Here is an 18660-nt window from a genome sequence, read left to right as displayed (position 1 = left end):
CCGGGGTCGGTGTGGGGGGGGGGGGCCGCCGGGGGGGGGGCGGGTTCGGCGGGTTCGGGTGTGGGGTGCCGTGCCGGTGCGTGGGCCCTGCGGGGGTGGAGCGGGTTCGGGTTTGGGGTGCCCCGTGCCGGTGCGTGGGCCCTGCCGGGCGGGTGCGGGTTCGGGTGCGTGGTGCCGTGCCGGTTGCGTGGGCCCTGCCCGGCGCGGGCCGGGGGCGGGGCGTGGCTTCCCCGCGGCTGCGGGGCCCTGCGGGGGTGGAGCGGGTTCGGGTGTGGGGTGCCGTGCCGGTGCATGGGCAGTGACGGGCGGGTTCGGGTGCGTGGGGCCCTGCGGGTGTGTGGTCCCACTGGCTGCGGCGGCCCGTGTGGGGGTGCCGTGGCTGCGGGCGGACGCCGCCCGGCACGTCCCTTCCCGCCGTGCGCGGCTGCGGCCACGGGTCCGGACCCCGGCCGTTCATCCGCTCTTCACTCTCCCGGTTGGATGCCGTGCGGCGCGGGAATGTTGGCGTGTGCATGCTCTGTCCGCACCGCCAGCCCCGCCCCGCCCCCCACACCGGAGGTTGATGTGTCCGGCAGTTCCGTGTACCGCCGTGCCCGTACCGTCGTGGCGTCCACAGCCGCCCTCGCCGCGGCCGCGTTCGGGCTGTGGACCGGGATCGGCGCAGAGTCCGCGCACGCCGCGGGCGCCGTGCCGAGCCCGGACCACGTGGTCGTCGTGGTCTTCGAAAACCACGCGTACAGCCAGGTCATCGGCTCCTCCAGCGCCCCGTACATCAACTCGCTGAAGTCGGGAGGTGCCAACCTGACGCAGTCGTACGCCGAGACCCACCCGAGCCAGCCGAACTACTACGCGATGTTCTCCGGCGACACCCAGGGCATCACGGACGACAGTTGTGTCACGCCCGGTTTCTCCTCGGCGCCCAACCTGGCGTCCGAGGTGATCGACGCCGGCCGTACCTGGGCCAGCTACAACGAGGATCTGCCCGGCCAGGGCGACACCACGTGCAGCAGCGGCGACTACGCCCAGAAGCACAACCCGTGGTTCGGGTTCAGCAACGTGCCGACGGACAGCGCCATGACGTTCGACCAGTTCCCGACGGACTACTCGACGCTGCCCCAGATGTCGTACGTGGTCCCCAACCTGTGCAGCGACATGCACGACTGCTCGGTGTCCACCGGTGACACCTGGCTGAAGAACAACCTGGGTGGCTATGCGAGTTGGGCCAAGACCCACAACAGCCTGCTCGTCATCACCTTCGACGAGGACAACCGGCTGAGCGGGAACCGGATCCCGACCGTGCTGTACGGGCAGCCGGTGGCCGCCGGGTCGTCCAGTTCCACCACCTACAACCACTACGACCTGCTGCGCACCCTCGAGGACAGCCAGGGGCTGACCTCGCACGCGGGCAACGCGGACTCCGCCAAGGACATCACCGGCATCTGGGCGTCCTGACGTGTACGTAGCGGACAGCCGCGCAAGCACGCCGGCGTCCGCGGACGGTGCCGTCCGGCCACTGGCCGGGCGGCGCCGTGCCGCGATCGCCCCGACCGTGCTCGCGCTCGGAACGGTCAGTCTGGTGACGGACGTGTCGTCCGAGATGGTCACGGCCGTACTGCCGTTGTACCTGGTCACCGGGCTGGGTCTGTCGCCGCTGGGGTTCGGGCTGCTCGACGGCGTCTACAACGGGTTCTCGGCGGTCGTACGGCTGGTGGGCGGGCATCTCGCCGACCGCGGTGGCGGACGGCACAAGTGGGTCGCCGGGTTCGGGTACGCGGTGTCGGCCGTGTGCAAGCCGTTGCTGCTGGTTGCTCATTCGCTGACTCCGATCGGACTGGTCCTCGCCGCCGACCGCACGGGGAAGGGGCTGCGGACCGCGCCCCGGGACGCCCTCATCTCGCTGTCCAGTACGGCGGAGACCCGGGGGCGCGCCTTCGGGGTGCACCGGGCCATGGACACGGCCGGTGCACTGCTCGGACCGCTGGTGGCCTTCCTGATCCTGCGGGCGACGGTGGACGGGTACGACGCGGTGTTCACGGTCAGCTTCTGTGTCGCCGTGCTCGGGGTCCTGGTGCTGGTGCTGTTCGTGCCGGGCGGGCGTGGTGGTGCCGGCACGGACGAGCGGCCCACCCTGCGGGGTGCGGTGGGGCTGTTGCGACGGCGGGGGCTGCGGCGGATCGCGGTGTGCGCGCTGCTGCTGGGGCTGGCCACGGTCAGCGACGCGTTCGTGTATCTGCTGCTGCAGCGCCGCCTCGGCGTCCCGGACCGCTGGTTCGCCCTGCTGCCGCTCGGTACGGCCGCCTCCTTCCTGCTTCTGGCGGTGCCGCTCGGGCGGCTCGCGGACCGGGTGGGCCGGTGGGCGGTCTTCGTGGGCGGACACGGTGCCCTGCTGCTCGCGTACGCGTCGCTGCTCACGGCGTGGCACGGCTCGGCCCTGCCGTACGTCGTCCTCGCCCTGCACGGCGCCTTCTACGCAGCCACCGACGGCGTGCTGATGGCCGCGGCCTCCGACGGGGTGCCGGAGGCGCTGCGCTCGTCGGGGCTGGCCCTCGTGCAGACCGGGCAGGCCGCGGCCCGGTTCGCCTGCAGCCTGCTGTTCGGCGCGGCCTGGACGGTGTGGGGCGACCGGGCGGCGCTGGCGGGCGCGGCGGTGGCGCTGGCCGCGTGCGCCGTCTTCTCCCTCACCCTGCGCCCGAAGGGAACGGTGCCCGCATGACCGTACGCAACCGCGTCCTGATCCTGGTCGCCGCCGTCGCCGTGCTCGCGGTGGTGGGGGTGGCGTCCGTGCTGCACGCCTCGGCCCGGGCGGACCGGCGTGACCAGGTGCAGGCGGGCGGTCCGCGGGTCACGGCGGGGGCGGTGACACTGACCGGGCACGGGCGGATGGTGTTCCGGAACATGGCGTGGGGGCCGCACCGGGACGAGCTCGTCGGCGTTCCGGCCGTCGATCCGTCGGGGGCGCGGACGGCGTCCGGGGTCAAGTGCCTGCGTTTCTACGCCGCTTCGGGCACCGGTGTCTGTCTGCAGGCCGTGCACGGCCCGGTCTCGGACACCTATCGCGCGCTGATCCTGGACGCGCGTCTGCGGACCGTGCACCGCTATGACGTCCCGGGCATCCCCTCCCGCGCCCGGGTCTCGCCGACGGGTCACTTCGCGGCCTGGACGGCGTTCGTGGGCGGTGACTCGTACGCCGGGACGAACTTCTCCACGCGTGCGGCGATCGTGGACACGAGGAGCGGTGCGCTGATTTCCTCCCTGGAGGCCTTCCGCATCGTGAAGGACGGGCACACGTATCACGCGGCGGACGCCAACTTCTGGGGCGTGACGTTCGCGAGCGACGATCGCACGTTCTACGCGACGCTGGCGACCCAGGGCAGTACGTACCTTGTCCGGGGCGACCTGCGCGCCCGTACGGTCACCGCCCTGCACGCGAACGTCGAGTGCCCGTCCCTCTCGCCCGACGGCACGCGGATCGCCTACAAGAAGCGGGTCAAGGGCCTGCCCAAGGACGCCCCCTGGCATCTGTACGTCCTGGACCTGCGCACCATGCGGGAGACTCCGCTGGCCGAGCGCAGGAGCGTCGACGACCAGGTGGTGTGGCGCGATGCCCGTACGGTCGTGTACGCGCTGCCCGGTGACTACGGCGCCGATCTGTACGAGGTGCCGGCGGACGGCTCGGGGGCGGCGCGGCGGATCACCACGGCCGCGGTGTCACCGGCGTACATCGGATAACCGCACCGTCAGCAGCCGCGTGACCTGGGCCGATTCGGTCTCGTTGACCAGGGCGTGAAGAAGATCACCGCTCTCGCAGCGCTCACCGCCGCCGGTCTCGCGCTCGCCGCCCCCGCCCACGCCGACAGCGACGGCACCCGCGGCCGCATCAACATCGCCGGCCGCCCCCTGTCCCCGGACAAACTCTGCGAGACGGCCCTCGGGATCGTCCCGCTCACCGCACCGTGGACGGGCAGCTCGGTGCACGACGCCTGCACCAACCGCCCACACGTCCATCCCGAACGCTCCCAGCAGGCCCGCTCCGACTCCGCCCAGGACTCGAACTCGGTCTCGGTCTCGGACTGGCGGTGAAAAGCAAGCGGCGGCTCGCCCCGAGGGGTGGGCCGCCTGTTGCGGGCCGATGTGAACGCCTGCTCCGGCCTGCCCCTACAGCACCGCCAGGTTCTTCCGCAGCTCGAAGGCCGTGACCAAGACGCCCGGTCAGGACGGTTGCGACGCGGCGAGGCTGTGACGTACGTCATCACCCCCGCCGTCCGCGAGCAGGTCGCAGCCCTCCGCGACGGCCGCCCCGGTCGACGGGCGTGACAGCCCCTGCCCTGCTGCTCTGCCGGCCAGGGGCCGCTCGTTCCGGGGGGCCTGCAGTTACTCGTTGTGACTTATGCCGATCAGGGCTGGGGTGTCACCGCAGTCCACTGAGACTGAGGCGTCATTCCCTGCGCTGGGGCGGGACATACGAGCGTGGTGCCGTTGGCCGCGCAATGCAGCGTGTAGACAGAGCCGCCCTGAGTGATGATCTTGTAGAACGCGTCACTGCCCTGAGCGTCGACCGAGACGCCGCAGACCGGGGAGTTCGTGGGGAATCCGGTGATCGTGCTGAGGTCGGTCCAGCCGGCCGCATTGGCCGGGCCCGAGACGATGTTCGGGCTGTCCGGGTTGGTGTTGGTGTTGGGACGCCTGCCGGCGAATGGCACCCCATTGACGAGGGCGGCGAGGAATTGCTCCATGCCGTTCGGCTTCGTCGAATCGACACCGGTGCCGCATGCAGTCGCAGTCGCGGTCACGGTTGCGGTCGCCGTGGTGGTCGCGGTCACCGTTGCGGTCGCGGTTACGGTCTTCGTTACGGTGACGGTGGGTTTCGGATGGGTGGTGTCGCAGTCGTCTTCGCCCCCCCGTTGGCGAGGCTTGTCGTGGTCGCAGTGGGGATCGACGGCGTATGCCACGCCTGTCTGGGACGTTACGGTGGCGGCCACCGCCACCGCGGGGGCCCCTACCGCGACTGTCACCGCCGTCGTGATCGCGGCGAGCCTGCGGACCCTGTTGAAGCCGCCGTGACCGGCTGACCCGAGTTGGGAGGTCGTCCTGTACTCAGGACTCATCTGGGTGCTCCTTGCTACTAAGTCCCGGGTGATCCCCGAGGCCACATGCGGAGCTTGACCTGGGCGCATCGGAGCATCGGTCCGATGGTGGGAAAACGCGCTTGTAGATCAATAAATCGGACTAGCCGGCATCTTCCGAATAGGCCATTTTCTGTGGATTTGCTGTGCGCGGCGGATCTGGTCGGAACTGCTCGGCGTAAGCGCCCGCCGCAACCCCCACACCCGCCCCAGCTCCCATCCCGTACGCCGTCGACCCACACACCGTGGAGCGGGCGTGGTTCCTGGCGTCCAGGTGGAGCGCGCCACTGTACGAACGGCTGTGAGGAAGTGGACAGTGCCGGCCGATCCCGCGCCGGAGGCACTGCTCTGACCGTCGCGTACGCGGCGATCGACTCATGGCCACCGGCCCTGTCCACCAGTGGGCGCGCGTCGGCGCAGTGCGGGCGGAGCGGGCCGAAGGCAGGAGCGTCGCCCGCAGCGGAGCCGGGAAGCGCGCCCGGCAGAGCGAAGCGCAGCCGGGGCTTGATCGAGGCGGCGGTGAAAGTCTTGACAGCGCTCGGCCTCGCTCTGGCAACGCCAGGGGATCCCCTGCTGCAGCCCTGAGCAGACTCTCGGGGCCGCATGGGACGCGGCTACGGCACGGTGAGTATCAGTTCCGACGACCCAGAGACGGCCCGGCACCCGCGAGACGCACAGGGCCGACGGTCCGCGACCGTCGGCCCCAAGGGATCGTTTCGGCGATAACCCGCCCTGACCTGCCCCTACAGCACCGGCAGGTTCTTCCGCAGCTCGAAGGCCGTGACCTCGGACCGGTACTCCTCCCACTCCTGGCGCTTGTTGCGCAGGAAGAAGTCGAAGACGTGTTCGCCGAGGGTCTCGGCGACCAGGTCGCTGCGTTCCATGAGGGTCAGGGACTCGCCGAGGTTCTGCGGGAGGGGCTCGATGCCCATGGCGCGGCGCTCGGCGTCGGAGAGGGCCCAGACGTCGTCCTCGGCGCCCGGCGGGAGCTCGTAGCCCTCCTCGATGCCCTTCAGGCCCGCGGCCAGGAGGACGGCGTAGGCCAGGTAGGGGTTGGCGCCGGAGTCCAGGGAGCGGACCTCGACGCGGGCCGAGCCGGTCTTGCCGGGCTTGTACATCGGGACGCGGACCAGGGCGCTGCGGTTGTTGTGGCCCCAGCAGATGTAGGAGGGGGCCTCGCCGCCGGCGCCGGCCGTGCGCTCGGAGCCGCCCCAGATGCGCTTGTAGGAGTTCACCCACTGGTTGGTGACCGCGGAGATCTCCGCCGCGTGCCGCAGCAGGCCCGCGATGAAGGAGCGGCCGACCTTGGAGAGCTGGAACTCGGCGCCGGACTCGTAGAACGCGTTGCGGTCGCCCTCGAAGAGGGACAGGTGGGTGTGCATGCCGGAGCCCGGGTGCTCGGAGAAGGGCTTCGGCATGAAGGTCGCCTGCACCCCCTGCTCCAGCGCCACCTGCTTCATGACCAGGCGGAACGTCATGATGTTGTCCGCCGTGGAGAGCGCGTCGGCGTAGCGCAGGTCGATCTCCTGCTGGCCCGGCGCGCCCTCGTGGTGGGAGAACTCCACCGAGATGCCCATCGACTCCAGCATGGTGATCGCCTGGCGGCGGAAGTCCATGCCGACGTTGGTGGGCGTGTGGTCGAAGTAGCCCGAGTTGTCGGCCGGGGTGGGGCGGGAGCCGTCCAGCGGGCGGTCCTTCAGCAGGAAGAACTCGATCTCGGGGTGGGTGTAGAAGGTGAAGCCCAGGTCGGAGGTGCGGGCCAGGGCGCGCTTGAGCACATAGCGGGGGTCCGCGAAGGACGGGGAGCCGTCCGGCATGAGGATGTCGCAGAACATGCGGGCGGTGCCGGGGGTCTCCGCGCGCCACGGCAGGACCTGGAAGGTGGAGGGGTCCGGCTTGGCGATCATGTCGGACTCGTAGACACGGGCGAAGCCCTCGATGGCCGAGCCGTCGAAGCCGATGCCCTCGTCGAAGGCCTGCTCCAGCTCGGCGGGGGCCACGGCGACGGACTTCAGGAAGCCCAGCACGTCCGTGAACCACAGGCGTACGAACCGGATGTCGCGCTCCTCCAACGTCCGGAGCACGAACTCCTGCTGCTTGTCCATCTTCCGCTACCCCATCCTTGCTGGTCAGGCCGCCTGTCCCCCGTCCCGCGGGAGGCGGTCGGGCACCTGAGCATCCCACCACAACACCATTTCATGCGCGTTGCGGACCTTGATCGCGGATGCGTCCTCGGCCTGAACGCCTCTCGTACGGCAGCTGTACTGCCGTGTCGCCCATCTTGCCTGCTCGGACCGATATCCGTAATGGGCGATTGGCTGAAGGCGTGACCGATGCCACGCCCGTTTAATTTGCATCTCAGATGCAACTTTTCTTACGGTTCTGATCAGCTGAGCCGATTGGAGTTCCGATGCTGTCCGAACAGTCCGCAGCCACGGTCCGCGCCACTCTCCCCGCCGTCGGCGCGGCCATCGGCGAGATCACCGAGCGTTTCTACGCCCGTCTCTTCGCCGCCCACCCCGAACTGCTGCGGGACCTGTTCAACCGCGGCAACCAGGCCTCCGGCGCCCAGAAGCAGGCCCTCGCCGGATCCATCGCCGCCTTCGCCACGCACCTGGTGAACCACCCGGACCAGCGGCCGGACGCGATGCTCGGCCGCATCGCCCACAAGCACGCCTCCCTGGGCGTGGCCCCCGAGCACTACCCGATCGTGCACGAGCACCTCTTCGCCGCCATCGCCGACATCCTCGGCGAGGCCGTCACCCCCGAGGTGGCCGCCGCCTGGACCGAGGTCTACTGGCTGATGGCGAACGCGCTCATCGCCATCGAGAAGCGGCTGTACGAGGAGAGCGGCAGCACCGAGCGCCGGCCCTGGGAGGTCGTGGAGCGCATCGAGGAGACGGCGGACGTCGTCACCTTCCGGCTGCGGCCCGCCGACGGCGGCCCGGTGCGCGGCTTCCGCGCCGGCCAGTACGTCTCCGTCCAGGTCGAGCTGGCCGACGGCGCCCGGCAGATACGGCAGTACAGCCTGTCCGGCGCGCCCGGCGAGTCGCTCCGCCAGTTCAGCGTCAAGCGGGTGACCGGCGGCGACGCGACGCCGGACGGCGAGGTCTCGAACCACCTCCACGCGCGCGTGCACGTCGGTGACGTCCTCGGCCTGTCCGAGCCGTACGGCGACCTCGTCCTGGACGCCGACGGGACCCCCCTGCTGCTCGCCTCCGCCGGCATCGGTGTGACCCCGGTGATCGCGATGCTGGCCGACCTCGCGGCGGGCGGCCACGGCGGCCCGGTCACCGTCGTCCACGGCGACCGCACCCCCGCCGACCACGCCCTGCGCACCGACCACGAGATGTACGCCGGGAAGCTCGCGGACGCCTCCGTGCACTTCTTCTACGAGCGGGACGCCGAGCCGGGCACCCGCACCGGCTTGGTCGACCTGGCCGGCATCGCCGTACCCGCCAGCACGCGCGCGTACCTGTGCGGCCCGCTGCCGTTCATGCGCGCGGTGCGCACCCAGCTGATCGAGAAGGGTGTGGCCCCGGCCGACATCCACTACGAGGTCTTCGGCCCCGACCTGTGGCTGGCCCAGGCCTAGCCCTACGGCCGCCGGATCACTCGGCGCCGAAGCGGCGGGCGCCCTCGCGGCCGGTCTCCTGGTTCTCCGCCACGTACGGGCGCAGCTCCTGCTCATAGGCGGCGAAGGCCTTGGTGTGGTCGTCTCCGGACCCGGCGAGTTCCCGGGCGAGAGCGCGGGCGCCGATCAGGGCCTGTGAGGTGCCCATGCCCGAGGTGGGAGCGGCGCAGTAGCCGGCGTCGCCCACCAGCACGACCCGGCCCTCGAACCAGTGGTCGAGGTGGACCTGACAGGCGGAGGAGAAGTAGAGGTCCTCGGCGGCGGACATGTCGTCCAGCAGGCGGGGCACGATCCAGTCGGCGCCGGCCATCCGCTCCCGGGTGATCCGCTCCTGCTCCGGGCGGTCCAGCAGGTCCAGCTTCGGCGAGTCGCTGGCGAAGGAGAGGCTGACGGACATCCGCTCCGGGTCGGCCGCGCTGAAGGCGTAGACCGTCCGGCCCCGGGTCTGCCACAGCGCGCCCCGGTGGTCCAGGCCCAGCCGGTTCGGCGCGGTGAAGCCGACGCCCGACACGCCGAGGTGCCGGACCGTCTCGCTGTGCGGGCCGAAGACCAGCCGGCGCACCGCGGAGTAGAGGCCGTCGGCGCCGACGACCAGGTCGTAGGTGTCCGGGGCGCCGCGTTCGAAGCCGACCCGGACCCCGTCGGCGTCCTGCTCGATCGCATCGACCGAGTCGGCAAAGACATAGCGCACCGCGTCCGCCGTGCGCGCGTGCAGGATGCGGGTCAACTCCCGCTTGGGCACTTCCAGTTCACCGGCGAAGACCTCGGCGGGCAGTTCGCCCGCGCGGTTGCCGTCGGCGTCCAGCAGGTCGGTGCCGCGCATCCCGGTGGCGTGCCCGCGCACCTCCTGAAGGATGCCCAGGTCCGCCAGCGCGTCGAAGGCCGCGCCCCGGAAGTCGACGGCGTAGCCGCTGTCGCGCAGCGCCGGGGCGCGCTCGATCACGGTCACCTCATGGCCGTCGCGGTGCAGGAAGAAGGCGAGGGCGGGACCGGCGACGCTCGCGCCGGAGATGAGGACCTTCATGACGTACCCCCGTCGTCGTGTTCGAGTCGGGGACCAGCCTTCATCAGGTCTGCCCGGTGATCAACACCGTCTTTCGGACACGGGCGTCAGTCGCCCCGCGGCCCCCGCGAGATCCCCAGCAGCAGCGGGCCCGTCGGCTCGGCGACGATCTCGGCGACCGTGACCGGGTCCAGGGCGGCGTAGAAGGCCTCCTGGGCCCGGCGCAGGGCGCCGCGCAGGCGGCAGCCGGAGTTCAGGGGGCACGGAGTCGGGCCCTCGCAGTCGACCACGTCGCCGTCGCCCTCGAAGGTGCGCACCACCGAGCCGACCGAGGCGGTACGGCCCTCGGTGGTGAGGGCGAGGCCGCCGCCCCGGCCGCGCCGGGCGTCCACGAGTCCCAGGTGCTGGAGTTCGGCGACGACCTTCGCGGCGTGCGTGTAGGGCACGTCCATGTCCGCCGCGACCTGGCGGGTGGTGGGCGTGGCGTCGGCGGCCACGGCCAGTCGCATCAGGACGCGCAGGGCCAGGTCGGTGGAGCGCAGGAGCCGCATACCGCGAGCGTAGGTAATGCGCATCCACGATTCAAATTATCCGTCGATCAGCTCTTTGCCGGGACCTCGCTGCGGAAGCCGACCCCCTCCCCATTACGATCGGCGGGCCCCACCCTTCCCGTTGCCGTCCCTTTCCCCAGAAGGACACCTCATGGGTTCCGCCAAGAACAGCAGCGCGGCGCGCAAGGCGCGCATAGAGGAGATGCGCCGTACCGAGCGGGCGCGCGAGCGCCGCAACCGTGCGCTCACCATCGCCGCGAGCGTGGTGGTCGTCGCCGGCCTCGTGGTCGGTGGCGTGGTCCTCGTGAAGTCCCAGTCCGGCGACAAGAAGAACAGCGCGAGCGACTCCAAGAGCTCCTCCGGTGACTCCGGGCACTGGACCACCGGCAAGGACGGCGTGCAGGCCTGGAGCGGCAAGCTGGCGCGGACGCACGTGACGGCCAAGGTGTCGTACCCGATGCACCCCCCGGTCGGCGGCAACCACAACCCGATCTGGGCGACCTGCGACGGCACCGTCTACACCAAGCCGCTGCAGGACGAGAACGCCGTGCACTCGCTGGAGCACGGCGCGGTCTGGGTGACGTACACCAGCAAGGCGAACAAGGCCGACGTCGACGCGCTGGCGGCGAGGGTGAAGAAGACGCCGTACTCGCTGATGAGCCCGTACGAGAACCAGGCGGCGCCGCTGATCCTGTCGGCCTGGGGCCACCAGGTGGCCGTCAAGAGCGCGGACGACCCCGAGGTGAACAAGTTCTTCAGCGCCTACGTCCAGGGCCCGCAGACCCCGGAGCCGGGCGCCGCCTGCACCAGCGGGGCGATGTAGTGAAGCGCCGGCACGTCGGCTGGATCTCCGGGGCCGCGGCGGCGCTGCTCGTCGCGGCCGGCGCGATCACGTACGCCGTCGCCGAGAACACGGGCGGCACCTCCGCCGTGCAGACGCCGGCCGCCGAGTCGGCGGACGCCGGGTTCGCGCGGGACATGGCCGTGCACCACCAGCAGGCCGTCGAGATGTCGTACATCGTCCGGGACCGCACGAAGAACGAGGAAGTGCGGCGGCTCGCCTACGACATCGCGCAGACGCAGGCCAACCAGCGCGGCATGCTGCTCGGCTGGCTGGATCTGTGGGAGCTGCCGAAGGTGTCGGAGAAGCCGCCCATGGCCTGGATGGGCATGGGCGACATGCCCGAGCGCGGGGACGGCTCGCTGATGCCGGGCATGGCGACGAACACGGAGCTGAGGAAGCTCCAGTCGCTGAGCGGCAAGCAGGCCGAGATCCTGTACCTGCAGCTGATGACGGACCATCACAAGGGCGGGATCCACATGGCGGAGGGCTGCGTCGCCAAGTGCACCGTCGGCGTGGAGAAGCGGCTCGCGCAGGGCATGGTCGACGCGCAGCAGTCCGAGCTCCAGGTGATGGCCCGGATGCTCAAGGAGCGGGGCGCCGCGCCGCGTTCGTGACCAGCGGTTCGTGAGCAGCGATGGGTGAACGGTGAACGGGTGGTTCGTGAACAGCGGCCACACACTTCCGTTACGCAACCGTGAGGTACGAAAGGTGCAATTCGCCCTACGTGACGGCTACTTGGGCTTCTCTTGACCTTTCCGTTCCCCTGGCATGAACCGTTCATCGAAAGAGTGACCCCCATCGTGTGATCCACAGGGCCGGCCGAACCGCCGCGGGCCGGCACGCGGATGCATGACGTATCGACCACTACATGCATGCGAACCGCATCGCAGGGGGTTCTATGAGATCCAACCGCGCCAAGCTGCGCGCCGTGAGCATGGCAGCGACACTGCCGATGGTCGCCGGCGCGCTGGCGCTGGGCATACCCGCGGCACACGCCGCGGACAGCCCCGCTCGTTCCGCACTGAAGGGCACCAAGCCGCTGTGGGCCACGGCCAAGGCGGACAAGGGCGCGACCGCGAACAGCGCCCCGGTGAACGCCCGGGTCTACTTCGCCGGCAAGGACGCGGCGGGCCTCGCCGCCTACGCCAAGGCCGTGTCCGACCCCAGCTCGCCGCTGTACGGCAAGTACCTGAGCGCCAAGAAGGCGCAGGCCCAGTTCGGGGCCACCAAGGCCCAGGTGGCCGCCGTCAAGTCCTGGCTGACGTCGGCCGGCCTGAAGGTCACCGAGGTCACCCAGCACTACGTCGCCGTCTCCGGTGACGTGGCCGCCGCCGAGAAGGCCTTCGGCACCCAGCTGCACAACTACGCCAAGGGCTCGGCGACTTACCACGCCCCGGCGCAGACGGCCACCGTGCCGGAGGGCCTGAAGGGCGCCGTCCTGACCGTCACCGGCCTGGACAACGCCCCGCACATGGCCAACCACGACGACCAGCTTCCGCCGCCGGACGCCGTGTTCAAGAACTCCGGGCCGTTCTCCTCGTACTACGGCTCGAACATCGCGACGACGCTGCCGGACGCGTACGGCGGCAAGATCCCGTACGCGATCAAGGGTTACACCGGCAAGCAGCTGCGCGCCGCCTACGGCGCGGGCGACTACACCGGCAAGGGCGTCCGCGTCGCCATCACCGACGCCTACGCCTCCCCGACGATCGCCTTCGACGCGGGTACGTACGCGGTCAAGCACGGTGACGCGGCCTGGAAGACCGGCCAGCTGCACCAGGCGCTGCCGAACAACTACACCAAGATCAAGGAATGCAAGGCCGCGGGCTGGTACGGCGAGGAGACCCTCGACGTCGAGGCCGTGCACGCGGTCGCGCCGGACGCCGACGTCACGTACGTGGGCGCCGCGTCCTGCTTCGACAACGACCTGCTCGACTCGCTCAGCAAGGTCGTCGACAACCACCTGGCCGACATCGTCTCCAACTCCTGGGGCGACGTCGAGGCCAGCCAGACGCCGGACCTCGCGGCCGCCTACGACCAGGTCTTCCAGCTGGGCGCGGTGCAGGGCATCGGCTTCTACTTCTCCTCCGGTGACAACGGCGACGAGGTCGCCAACACCGGTACGAAGCAGGTCGACACCCCGGCCAACTCGGCGTGGGTCACGGCGGTCGGCGGTACGTCCCTGGCCGTCGGCAAGGGCAACACGTACGAGTGGGAGACCGGCTGGGGCACCCAGAAGGCCACCCTGTCGGCCGACGGCAAGAGCTGGACCAACTTCCCCGGCGCCTTCACCTCGGGCGCGGGCGGCGGTGTCAGCAAGACGGTCGCCGAGCCGTACTACCAGAAGGGCGTCGTCCCGGACTCGCTCGCCAAGGCCAACAGCGCCGACGGCAACCGCGTCGTCCCGGACATCGCGGCCATCGCCGACCCGAACACCGGCTTCCTGGTCGGCCAGACCCAGACCTTCTCGGACGGCTCGCAGCAGTACAGCGAGTACCGCATCGGCGGCACCTCGCTCGCCGCTCCGGTCATCGCGGCGGTCCAGGCCCTGGCCCAGGAGGCGCACGGCGGCAAGGCGATCGGCTTCGCCAACCCGACGATCTACGCCAAGTACGGCAAGGGCGTCTTCCACGACGTCACGGACAACCCGACCGGCTCCGGCCTGGCGGTCGCCCGCGTGGACTTCGCCAACGGCCTCGACGCGTCGGGCGGCCTGCTGTACTCGGTCCGCAGCCTCGGCAAGGACAGCTCCCTGTCGGCGGTCAAGGGCTACGACGACGTGACGGGCGTCGGTTCGCCGGCGAACGGTTACGTGCAGTCGTACAAGAAGCACTGACGCGCTGACGCTCCGCTGAGGAGCGGGGGGCGTGGGGTCCTGGTGACCTCACGCCCCCTTTGCGTTACGCGGACTTCGACTTCAGTGCGGTGATGAAGGGGGTCCAGGCGGTGGGGGTGAGGAGGAGGACCGGGCCGCCGGGGACCTTTGAGTCGCGTACGGGGACGAGGGCGGGGATGTTGGGGGCCACTTCGACGCAGTCGCCGCCGCTCGCGTTGCTGTAGCTCGACTTTCGCCAGAGGGCGGCGCCTGGAAAGTCGCTCGCGATCTCGACGCAATCCCCGCCGTCACCATTGCTGTAGCTGCTCTTGAACCAGAGAGCGTCACTCAAGTCGATCCGGTTGCTTGCCATTTCGGTAATCCTCTGCCGCTGCCTTGATCATGGCGAGGGACGTGTCTGGTGACAGCGCGACGGCCCTGAGCCGATCGTATGCCTTGCGGTATTGCTTCACGAGGGCCGGATCGTCGATGGTGTCCCCGCTGTACGACGCCTCGATGTAGAGCAGCGGCGGCGCGTCCGGAAACGTCATGACCTTGATGGAGGCGGCCATCAGGGGATACGCACCGCACGTCCGCAGAACGATTTGTGGTGTGATCCGGCGCCGCTCGGCCAATGCCACGACCCGGTCCAACTGCTCGGCCGTCTCCAGTGGTGGCAGGATCGGGTCCGTGATCAGCGACTCGTGCAGGATCGCCCAGTACTCCGGGGTGGAGTGGTCCTCCTCGAAGAGGCGGGCACGAGCGAGCCGGGCGGTCACCTTCTCCTCGACCCACTCGTCGGAGGTCGCCGGGTGGGCCGAGCGGACCAGCGCTCGTGCATACGGCGCCGTCTGGAGCAGCCCAGGAAAGGTGATGGGACACCATTCCTCAATGGATTCCGCGTACTTCTCGGCCTCCAGGACCTTCTCGAAGTACGCGGCATGCGGCCCTCGCCGCGCCTTCCGCACATCCTCACAGTTCCGCTCGAAGAACCCGTCGGTCTTCAGCACCCGATCCGCATGCCGGGCCAGGTCGAGCGGCATCCTCCGCTCCCCGCGCTCGATGTCGCTGAGGTACGTCTTGCCGTAGAAGCTGCCTTCGAGGAACGCCTCCAGCGACAGGCCCGCCGCCTCCCTCTTCCACCGCAACTCCTTGCCGTAGAAGGTCGGGACGCTCATCGAGCCGTCGATGTCCTTGCGCCGTGCCATCGTTCACCTTTCGCTGCCCCGGTCGCGAACGCGAAACCACTTTTACGGTAGCCAGCAGGCGGACAGTCTGTGAGGAGTTCGTCACACAACGCACAGAAGGCGGCCACCCCTCATGCCCGACCACCGCTCCCCCACCGCCTACGACGTCACCCTCTGCGTGGAGGAACTCCGCTCGGCCCTCGCCCTGCACGGCATCACGCTCCCGTCCCTCCGCGTGGATCTGCCGAGTTTCGCGGGTAGATACGGCCGGTCCGCCGGACTCGTCACGCTCGGGAACTGCGACACGGCCACGGCACGGGCGCTGGCCGCCGCCCTCAGGAAGGCGGCGGGCCGGTGAGGACGGTGCTCGAACTCCGCCTGCTCGCCACGCCGAAGGCCGCGCCCGAGCTGCGTCACCGGCTCCGCGAACACAGCTACGACGTCCGGCTGTGCGCGACGGAGTTACTGACGAACGTCATCGACCACCTGGGCGAGGGAACACCGGTGACCGTACGGGTCATCGGTACGCCCGCGGATCACGGCCGTACCCGCATCGAGGTGACCGACCCCGCCCCGCGCACCCTGCCCGTCCTGCGGTCCGCGACGCAGGCGGAGGAGTCCGGGCGGGGCCTGGCCCTGATCGACGCCCTGGCCGATCGATGGGGCGTGGACCAGGGACCGGGCCGCAAGACGGTCTGGTGCGAACTCTGACAGCACCGTCGGCCAGACGGGCGGCAGCCCGCCGACGGGGGAAGATCGGCGGGCTGCCCGGGTGTTTCCGCAATGGCTCAGTGGACGGAGTGCTCCTCCAGCGGGAAGCTCCCGGAGACGACGTCCTCGGCGAACGACTTCACCGCGTTCCCCATGACCTCACGCAGATCGGCGTACTTCTTGACGAACTTCGGCACCCGGCCGGAGGTCAGCCCGAGCATGTCGGTCCAGACCAGGACCTGCGCGTCCGTCTCGGGCCCGGCGCCGATCCCGACCGTCGGGATGTGCAGCACCCGCGTCACCTCGGCCGCCAGCTCCGCCGGGACGAGTTCGAGGACGACGGCGAAGGCGCCGGCGTCCTGTACGGCCTTGGCGTCGCGCAGCAGCTGCTGGGCCGCCTCCTCGCCGCGCCCCTGCACGCGGTAGCCCATCGCGTTCACGGACTGCGGGGTCAGGCCGATGTGGGCCATGACCGGGATGCCGGACTCGACCAGGAGCCGGATCTGCTCGTGCGAGCGCTCGCCGCCCTCCAGCTTGACCGCGCCGACACCCGCCTCCTTCACCAGCCGGGTCGCCGAGCGCAGCGCCTGCACCGGGCCCTCCTGGTAGGAGCCGAAGGGGAGGTCGCCGACGATCAGGGATCGCTGGGTGCCGCGTACGACGGCCGCCGACAGCATGGTCATCTCGTCGAGGGTGACGGGCACGGTCGTCTCGTACCCGAGGTGACAGTTGCCCGCCGAGTCGCCGACCAGGATCACCGGGATCCCGGCCTCGTCGAAGACGGACGCGGTCATCGCGTCGTAGGCGGTGAGCATGGGCCACTTCTCGCCGCGTTCCTTGGCGAGGGTGATGTCGCGGACGGTGATGCGGCGGGTGCCCTTCCCCCCGTACAGCGCCTTGCTGCCGTCGGAAGGCTTGTGCTGGGCAGCCGAAAGCTGCGTCATGGCAACGGCTCCTTCAGTCATCTCGAGGCGCCCTGACGGCGTCCCCGGATCGTCTCCATGGTGGCACCTCGTGCCAGTCAGGGCCAGGGGGGTCCGCTGTGATCCCCACCCGTGGCCGATCCGCGCCCCTGCCGGACGCGAGCCATGCACGAGCTGTGTAAGGCCTTGGTAAAGAAGCAAGATACGAGACCGTTCCGTATCGGAATGCCCGTAGGCTCGAACACATGACAAGTCCCGTCCCTGCCTCCCGGATACCGGAAGCCGTGCACCGGCGCCGCTGGGCGATCCTCGGCGTGTTGATGCTGAGCCTGCTGATCGTGGTGCTCGACAACTCGATCCTGAACGTCGCCATCAAGACCATTTCCAGCCCCGCGCCGACCGGCCTCGGCGCCACCCAGGGCCAGATCGAGTGGGCGATCAACGCCTACACCCTCGTCTTCGCCGGCCTGCTGTTCACCGCCGGCCTCATCGGCGACCGCCTCGGCCGCAAGAAGGTGCTGCTGGGCGGCATCGCCGTGTTCGGCATCGGCTCGATGCTGGCCGCCGAGTCCGGCTCGCCGGGCCAGCTGATCGCCTACCGCGCGCTGATGGCCCTCGGTGCCGCCTTCGTCATGCCCGCCACCCTCGCCGTCCTGATGAACGTCTTCGAGCGCGAGGAGCAGCCCAAGGCCATCGGCATCTGGGCGGGCGGTGTCGGCCTCGCCATCGCCATCGGGCCCATCACCGGCGGCGCGCTCCTCGACCACTTCTGGTGGGGCTCGGTCTTCTTCGTCAACGTGCCGATCGTGATCGTCGCGCTGGTCCTGATGACCTGGCTGGTGCCCGACTCCCGCGACCCGAAGCCCGGCCGCCTCGACCCCGTCGGCGTCGTCCTGTCCGTCGTCGGCCTGGTCCTGCTGGTCTACGGCATCATCAAGGGCGGCGAACTCGCCGACTTCACCGACGCCAAGGTGCTGGCGACCATCGTCGCCGGTCTCGTCGTCCTGGCCGGCTTCGTCGTCTTCGAGAAGCGCAGCGACCACCCGTCGCTCGACGTCACCTACTTCCGGAACAAGGTCTTCTCGGCCGCCATGACCGCCATCGCGCTGGTCTTCTTCGCGCTGATGGGCGTCACGTTCTTCGGTGTCTTCTACACCCAGAGCGTGCGCGGCTACTCGCCGCTGGAGTCCGGTGTGCTGATGCTGCCGCTCGCCTGCGCCCAGCTGATCTTCGCGCCGCGCGCCCGGCTGCTGGTCGACCGGTTCGGCAACAAGGCCACCACCACCGCCGGCCTGCTGCTGATCGCCGCCACGCTGGCCGCGTTCGCCGGCTTCGAGGCCGACACGCCGATCTGGATGCTCGAGGTCGTCTTCTTCCTCATGGGCACCGGCATGGCGCACATCATGACGCCGACCTCGGTCGTCATCATGCAGGCGCTGCCGCGCGAGAAGGCCGGCTCCGCCTCCGCGCTCAGCAACACCTTCCGCCAGGTCGGCGGCGCGCTCGGCATCGCCGTGCTCGGCTCGGTGCTCGCCACCTCCTACCGCAACGGCATCGACGGCAAGCTCGGCATGCTGCCGCCCGCCCTGCGCGACAAGGCGGCCGAGTCCATCGAGGCCACCCTCGGCATCGCCGGCAAGCTCGGCCCGCAGGGCAAGGCCCTGGTCACGCCGGCCGACGACGCGTTCCTGCACGCCATGCACGTCACCGCGCTGTGCGGAGTGGGCGTCGCGCTCATCGGCACCGTGGTGACGGCCCTGTTCCTGCCCGGCAAGCCGCCGGCCGCTCAAGCGGGCGAGCAGGAGGCGGAGTTGGTCGCGGCCGCGGACTGACGCGGCCGCGGCCGTACCACGGTCGTACACGGGGGAA

Annotated in this window: 18 protein-coding genes; 11 read left to right on the top strand and 7 right to left on the bottom strand. The window is 70.3% G+C overall.

The genetic code is table 11. From position 1 onward, the window contains the following. Positions 1 to 564 precede the first annotated feature (564 nt). The 4 genes from ABT288_RS09780 to ABT288_RS09765 are packed head-to-tail and all read left to right on the top strand — an operon-like array spanning position 565 to position 4080. Entirely contained in the window at positions 565 to 1452 is an 888-nt protein-coding gene (locus ABT288_RS09780) for an alkaline phosphatase family protein (protein WP_351604557.1), read from the top strand. 1 nt (position 1453) lies between these two features. Beyond that, positions 1454 to 2713: an MFS transporter gene (locus tag ABT288_RS09775; protein ID WP_351604555.1), complete on the top strand. Its 1260-nt coding sequence runs from the start codon at positions 1454 to 1456 to the stop codon at positions 2711 to 2713. After that, positions 2710 to 3729 carry a TolB family protein gene (locus ABT288_RS09770; RefSeq protein ID WP_351604553.1) on the top strand — a complete coding sequence of 340 codons (1020 nt, stop codon included), beginning with the start codon at positions 2710 to 2712 and terminating at the stop codon, positions 3727 to 3729. The genes ABT288_RS09775 and ABT288_RS09770 overlap by 4 nt, the downstream gene beginning before the upstream one ends. Before the next feature lie 54 nt (positions 3730 to 3783). Then, positions 3784 to 4080, top strand: a complete 297-nt coding sequence (locus ABT288_RS09765) for a hypothetical protein (protein ID WP_351604551.1) — start codon at positions 3784 to 3786, stop codon at positions 4078 to 4080. Positions 4081 to 4394: 314 nt separating this feature from the next. Here the strand turns inward: ABT288_RS09765 and ABT288_RS09760 are convergent, their stop codons facing one another. Together ABT288_RS09760 and glnA2 are read right to left on the bottom strand one after the other, a co-directional pair. Then, positions 4395 to 5105, bottom strand: a complete 711-nt coding sequence (locus ABT288_RS09760; RefSeq protein ID WP_351604549.1) for a hypothetical protein — start codon at positions 5103 to 5105, stop codon at positions 4395 to 4397. 761 nt (positions 5106 to 5866) lie between these two features. Continuing rightward, on the bottom strand, positions 5867 to 7228 hold the full coding sequence (glnA2, locus tag ABT288_RS09755; protein WP_351604548.1) for a gamma-glutamylpolyamine synthetase GlnA2: 1362 nt from the start codon (positions 7226 to 7228) through the stop codon (positions 5867 to 5869). Between the two features lie 305 nt (positions 7229 to 7533). Here glnA2 and ABT288_RS09750 point away from each other — a divergent pair, with 305 nt between their 5' ends. Next, positions 7534 to 8718 (top strand): globin domain-containing protein, encoded by a 1185-nt coding sequence (locus tag ABT288_RS09750; RefSeq protein ID WP_351604547.1) that lies wholly within the window; start codon positions 7534 to 7536, stop codon positions 8716 to 8718. 16 nt (positions 8719 to 8734) lie between these two features. Here ABT288_RS09750 and ABT288_RS09745 read toward each other — a convergent pair whose 3' ends face one another. Beyond that, positions 8735 to 9781 (bottom strand): FAD-dependent monooxygenase, encoded by a 1047-nt coding sequence (locus tag ABT288_RS09745; RefSeq protein WP_351604545.1) that lies wholly within the window; start codon positions 9779 to 9781, stop codon positions 8735 to 8737. 86 nt (positions 9782 to 9867) lie between these two features. Further along, a complete protein-coding gene (locus ABT288_RS09740) occupies positions 9868 to 10311 on the bottom strand; it encodes an RrF2 family transcriptional regulator (protein WP_351604543.1) in 444 nt (147 codons plus the stop codon). Positions 10312 to 10462: 151 nt separating this feature from the next. Between ABT288_RS09740 and ABT288_RS09735 the strand changes: the two genes are divergently transcribed. From ABT288_RS09735 to ABT288_RS09725, 3 genes are all read left to right on the top strand, one after another. Then, positions 10463 to 11134: a thioredoxin-like domain-containing protein gene (locus tag ABT288_RS09735; protein WP_351604541.1), complete on the top strand. Its 672-nt coding sequence runs from the start codon at positions 10463 to 10465 to the stop codon at positions 11132 to 11134. Continuing rightward, positions 11134 to 11769 (top strand): DUF305 domain-containing protein, encoded by a 636-nt coding sequence (locus ABT288_RS09730; RefSeq protein ID WP_351604539.1) that lies wholly within the window; start codon positions 11134 to 11136, stop codon positions 11767 to 11769. Before ABT288_RS09735 ends, ABT288_RS09730 begins: the two co-directional genes overlap by 1 nt. Positions 11770 to 12053: 284 nt before the next feature. Further along, positions 12054 to 13991: a S53 family peptidase gene (locus tag ABT288_RS09725; protein WP_351604537.1), complete on the top strand. Its 1938-nt coding sequence runs from the start codon at positions 12054 to 12056 to the stop codon at positions 13989 to 13991. Between the two features lie 64 nt (positions 13992 to 14055). Here ABT288_RS09725 and ABT288_RS09720 read toward each other — a convergent pair whose 3' ends face one another. Further along, entirely contained in the window at positions 14056 to 14343 is a 288-nt protein-coding gene (locus ABT288_RS09720; protein WP_351604535.1) for a DUF397 domain-containing protein, read from the bottom strand. Next, a complete protein-coding gene (locus ABT288_RS09715) occupies positions 14315 to 15178 on the bottom strand; it encodes a helix-turn-helix domain-containing protein (RefSeq protein ID WP_351604533.1) in 864 nt (287 codons plus the stop codon). The genes ABT288_RS09720 and ABT288_RS09715 overlap by 29 nt, the downstream gene beginning before the upstream one ends. 112 nt (positions 15179 to 15290) lie before the next feature. Between ABT288_RS09715 and ABT288_RS09710 the strand changes: the two genes are divergently transcribed. Beyond that, entirely contained in the window at positions 15291 to 15515 is a 225-nt protein-coding gene (locus tag ABT288_RS09710; RefSeq protein WP_351604531.1) for a hypothetical protein, read from the top strand. Then, positions 15512 to 15868, top strand: a complete 357-nt coding sequence (locus ABT288_RS09705; protein ID WP_351604529.1) for an ATP-binding protein — start codon at positions 15512 to 15514, stop codon at positions 15866 to 15868. Before ABT288_RS09710 ends, ABT288_RS09705 begins: the two co-directional genes overlap by 4 nt. A gap of 77 nt (positions 15869 to 15945) precedes the next feature. Here ABT288_RS09705 and panB read toward each other — a convergent pair whose 3' ends face one another. Continuing rightward, the gene (gene panB, locus ABT288_RS09700; RefSeq protein WP_351604527.1) at positions 15946 to 16812 is read right to left on the bottom strand and encodes a 3-methyl-2-oxobutanoate hydroxymethyltransferase; all 867 of its coding nucleotides are present in this window, start codon (positions 16810 to 16812) and stop codon (positions 15946 to 15948) included. 224 nt (positions 16813 to 17036) lie between these two features. On the opposite strand from panB, the gene ABT288_RS09695 reads away from it, so the two are divergent. Further along, positions 17037 to 18623 (top strand): MFS transporter, encoded by a 1587-nt coding sequence (locus tag ABT288_RS09695; protein ID WP_351604525.1) that lies wholly within the window; start codon positions 17037 to 17039, stop codon positions 18621 to 18623. The last annotated feature ends 37 nt before the right edge of the window (positions 18624 to 18660 follow it).

The organism is Streptomyces sp. NPDC001093 (genome assembly GCF_040298985.1).
Lineage (GTDB): Bacteria > Actinomycetota > Actinomycetes > Streptomycetales > Streptomycetaceae > Streptomyces.
Note: the sequence above shows the minus strand (reverse complement) of the source record. Positions and strands in the feature narration are given on the sequence as shown.

Excerpts from the sequence above, each read along its gene's own strand:
- ABT288_RS09735 (WP_351604541.1), top strand. The coding sequence starts at position 10,463 with ATGGGTTCCGCCAAGAACAGCAGCGCGGCGCGCAAGGCGCGCATAGAG.
- ABT288_RS09725 (WP_351604537.1), top strand. The coding sequence starts at position 12,054 with ATGAGATCCAACCGCGCCAAGCTGCGCGCCGTGAGCATGGCAGCGACA.
- ABT288_RS09760 (WP_351604549.1), bottom strand. The coding sequence starts at position 5,105 with ATGAGTCCTGAGTACAGGACGACCTCCCAACTCGGGTCAGCCGGTCAC.
- ABT288_RS09740 (WP_351604543.1), bottom strand. The coding sequence starts at position 10,311 with ATGCGGCTCCTGCGCTCCACCGACCTGGCCCTGCGCGTCCTGATGCGA.
- panB (WP_351604527.1), bottom strand. The coding sequence starts at position 16,812 with ATGACGCAGCTTTCGGCTGCCCAGCACAAGCCTTCCGACGGCAGCAAG.
- glnA2 (WP_351604548.1), bottom strand. The coding sequence starts at position 7,228 with ATGGACAAGCAGCAGGAGTTCGTGCTCCGGACGTTGGAGGAGCGCGAC.
- ABT288_RS09695 (WP_351604525.1), top strand. The coding sequence starts at position 17,037 with ATGACAAGTCCCGTCCCTGCCTCCCGGATACCGGAAGCCGTGCACCGG.
- ABT288_RS09770 (WP_351604553.1), top strand. The coding sequence starts at position 2,710 with ATGACCGTACGCAACCGCGTCCTGATCCTGGTCGCCGCCGTCGCCGTG.
- ABT288_RS09710 (WP_351604531.1), top strand. The coding sequence starts at position 15,291 with ATGCCCGACCACCGCTCCCCCACCGCCTACGACGTCACCCTCTGCGTG.
- ABT288_RS09715 (WP_351604533.1), bottom strand. The coding sequence starts at position 15,178 with ATGGCACGGCGCAAGGACATCGACGGCTCGATGAGCGTCCCGACCTTC.
- ABT288_RS09745 (WP_351604545.1), bottom strand. The coding sequence starts at position 9,781 with ATGAAGGTCCTCATCTCCGGCGCGAGCGTCGCCGGTCCCGCCCTCGCC.
- ABT288_RS09750 (WP_351604547.1), top strand. The coding sequence starts at position 7,534 with ATGCTGTCCGAACAGTCCGCAGCCACGGTCCGCGCCACTCTCCCCGCC.
- ABT288_RS09720 (WP_351604535.1), bottom strand. The coding sequence starts at position 14,343 with ATGGCAAGCAACCGGATCGACTTGAGTGACGCTCTCTGGTTCAAGAGC.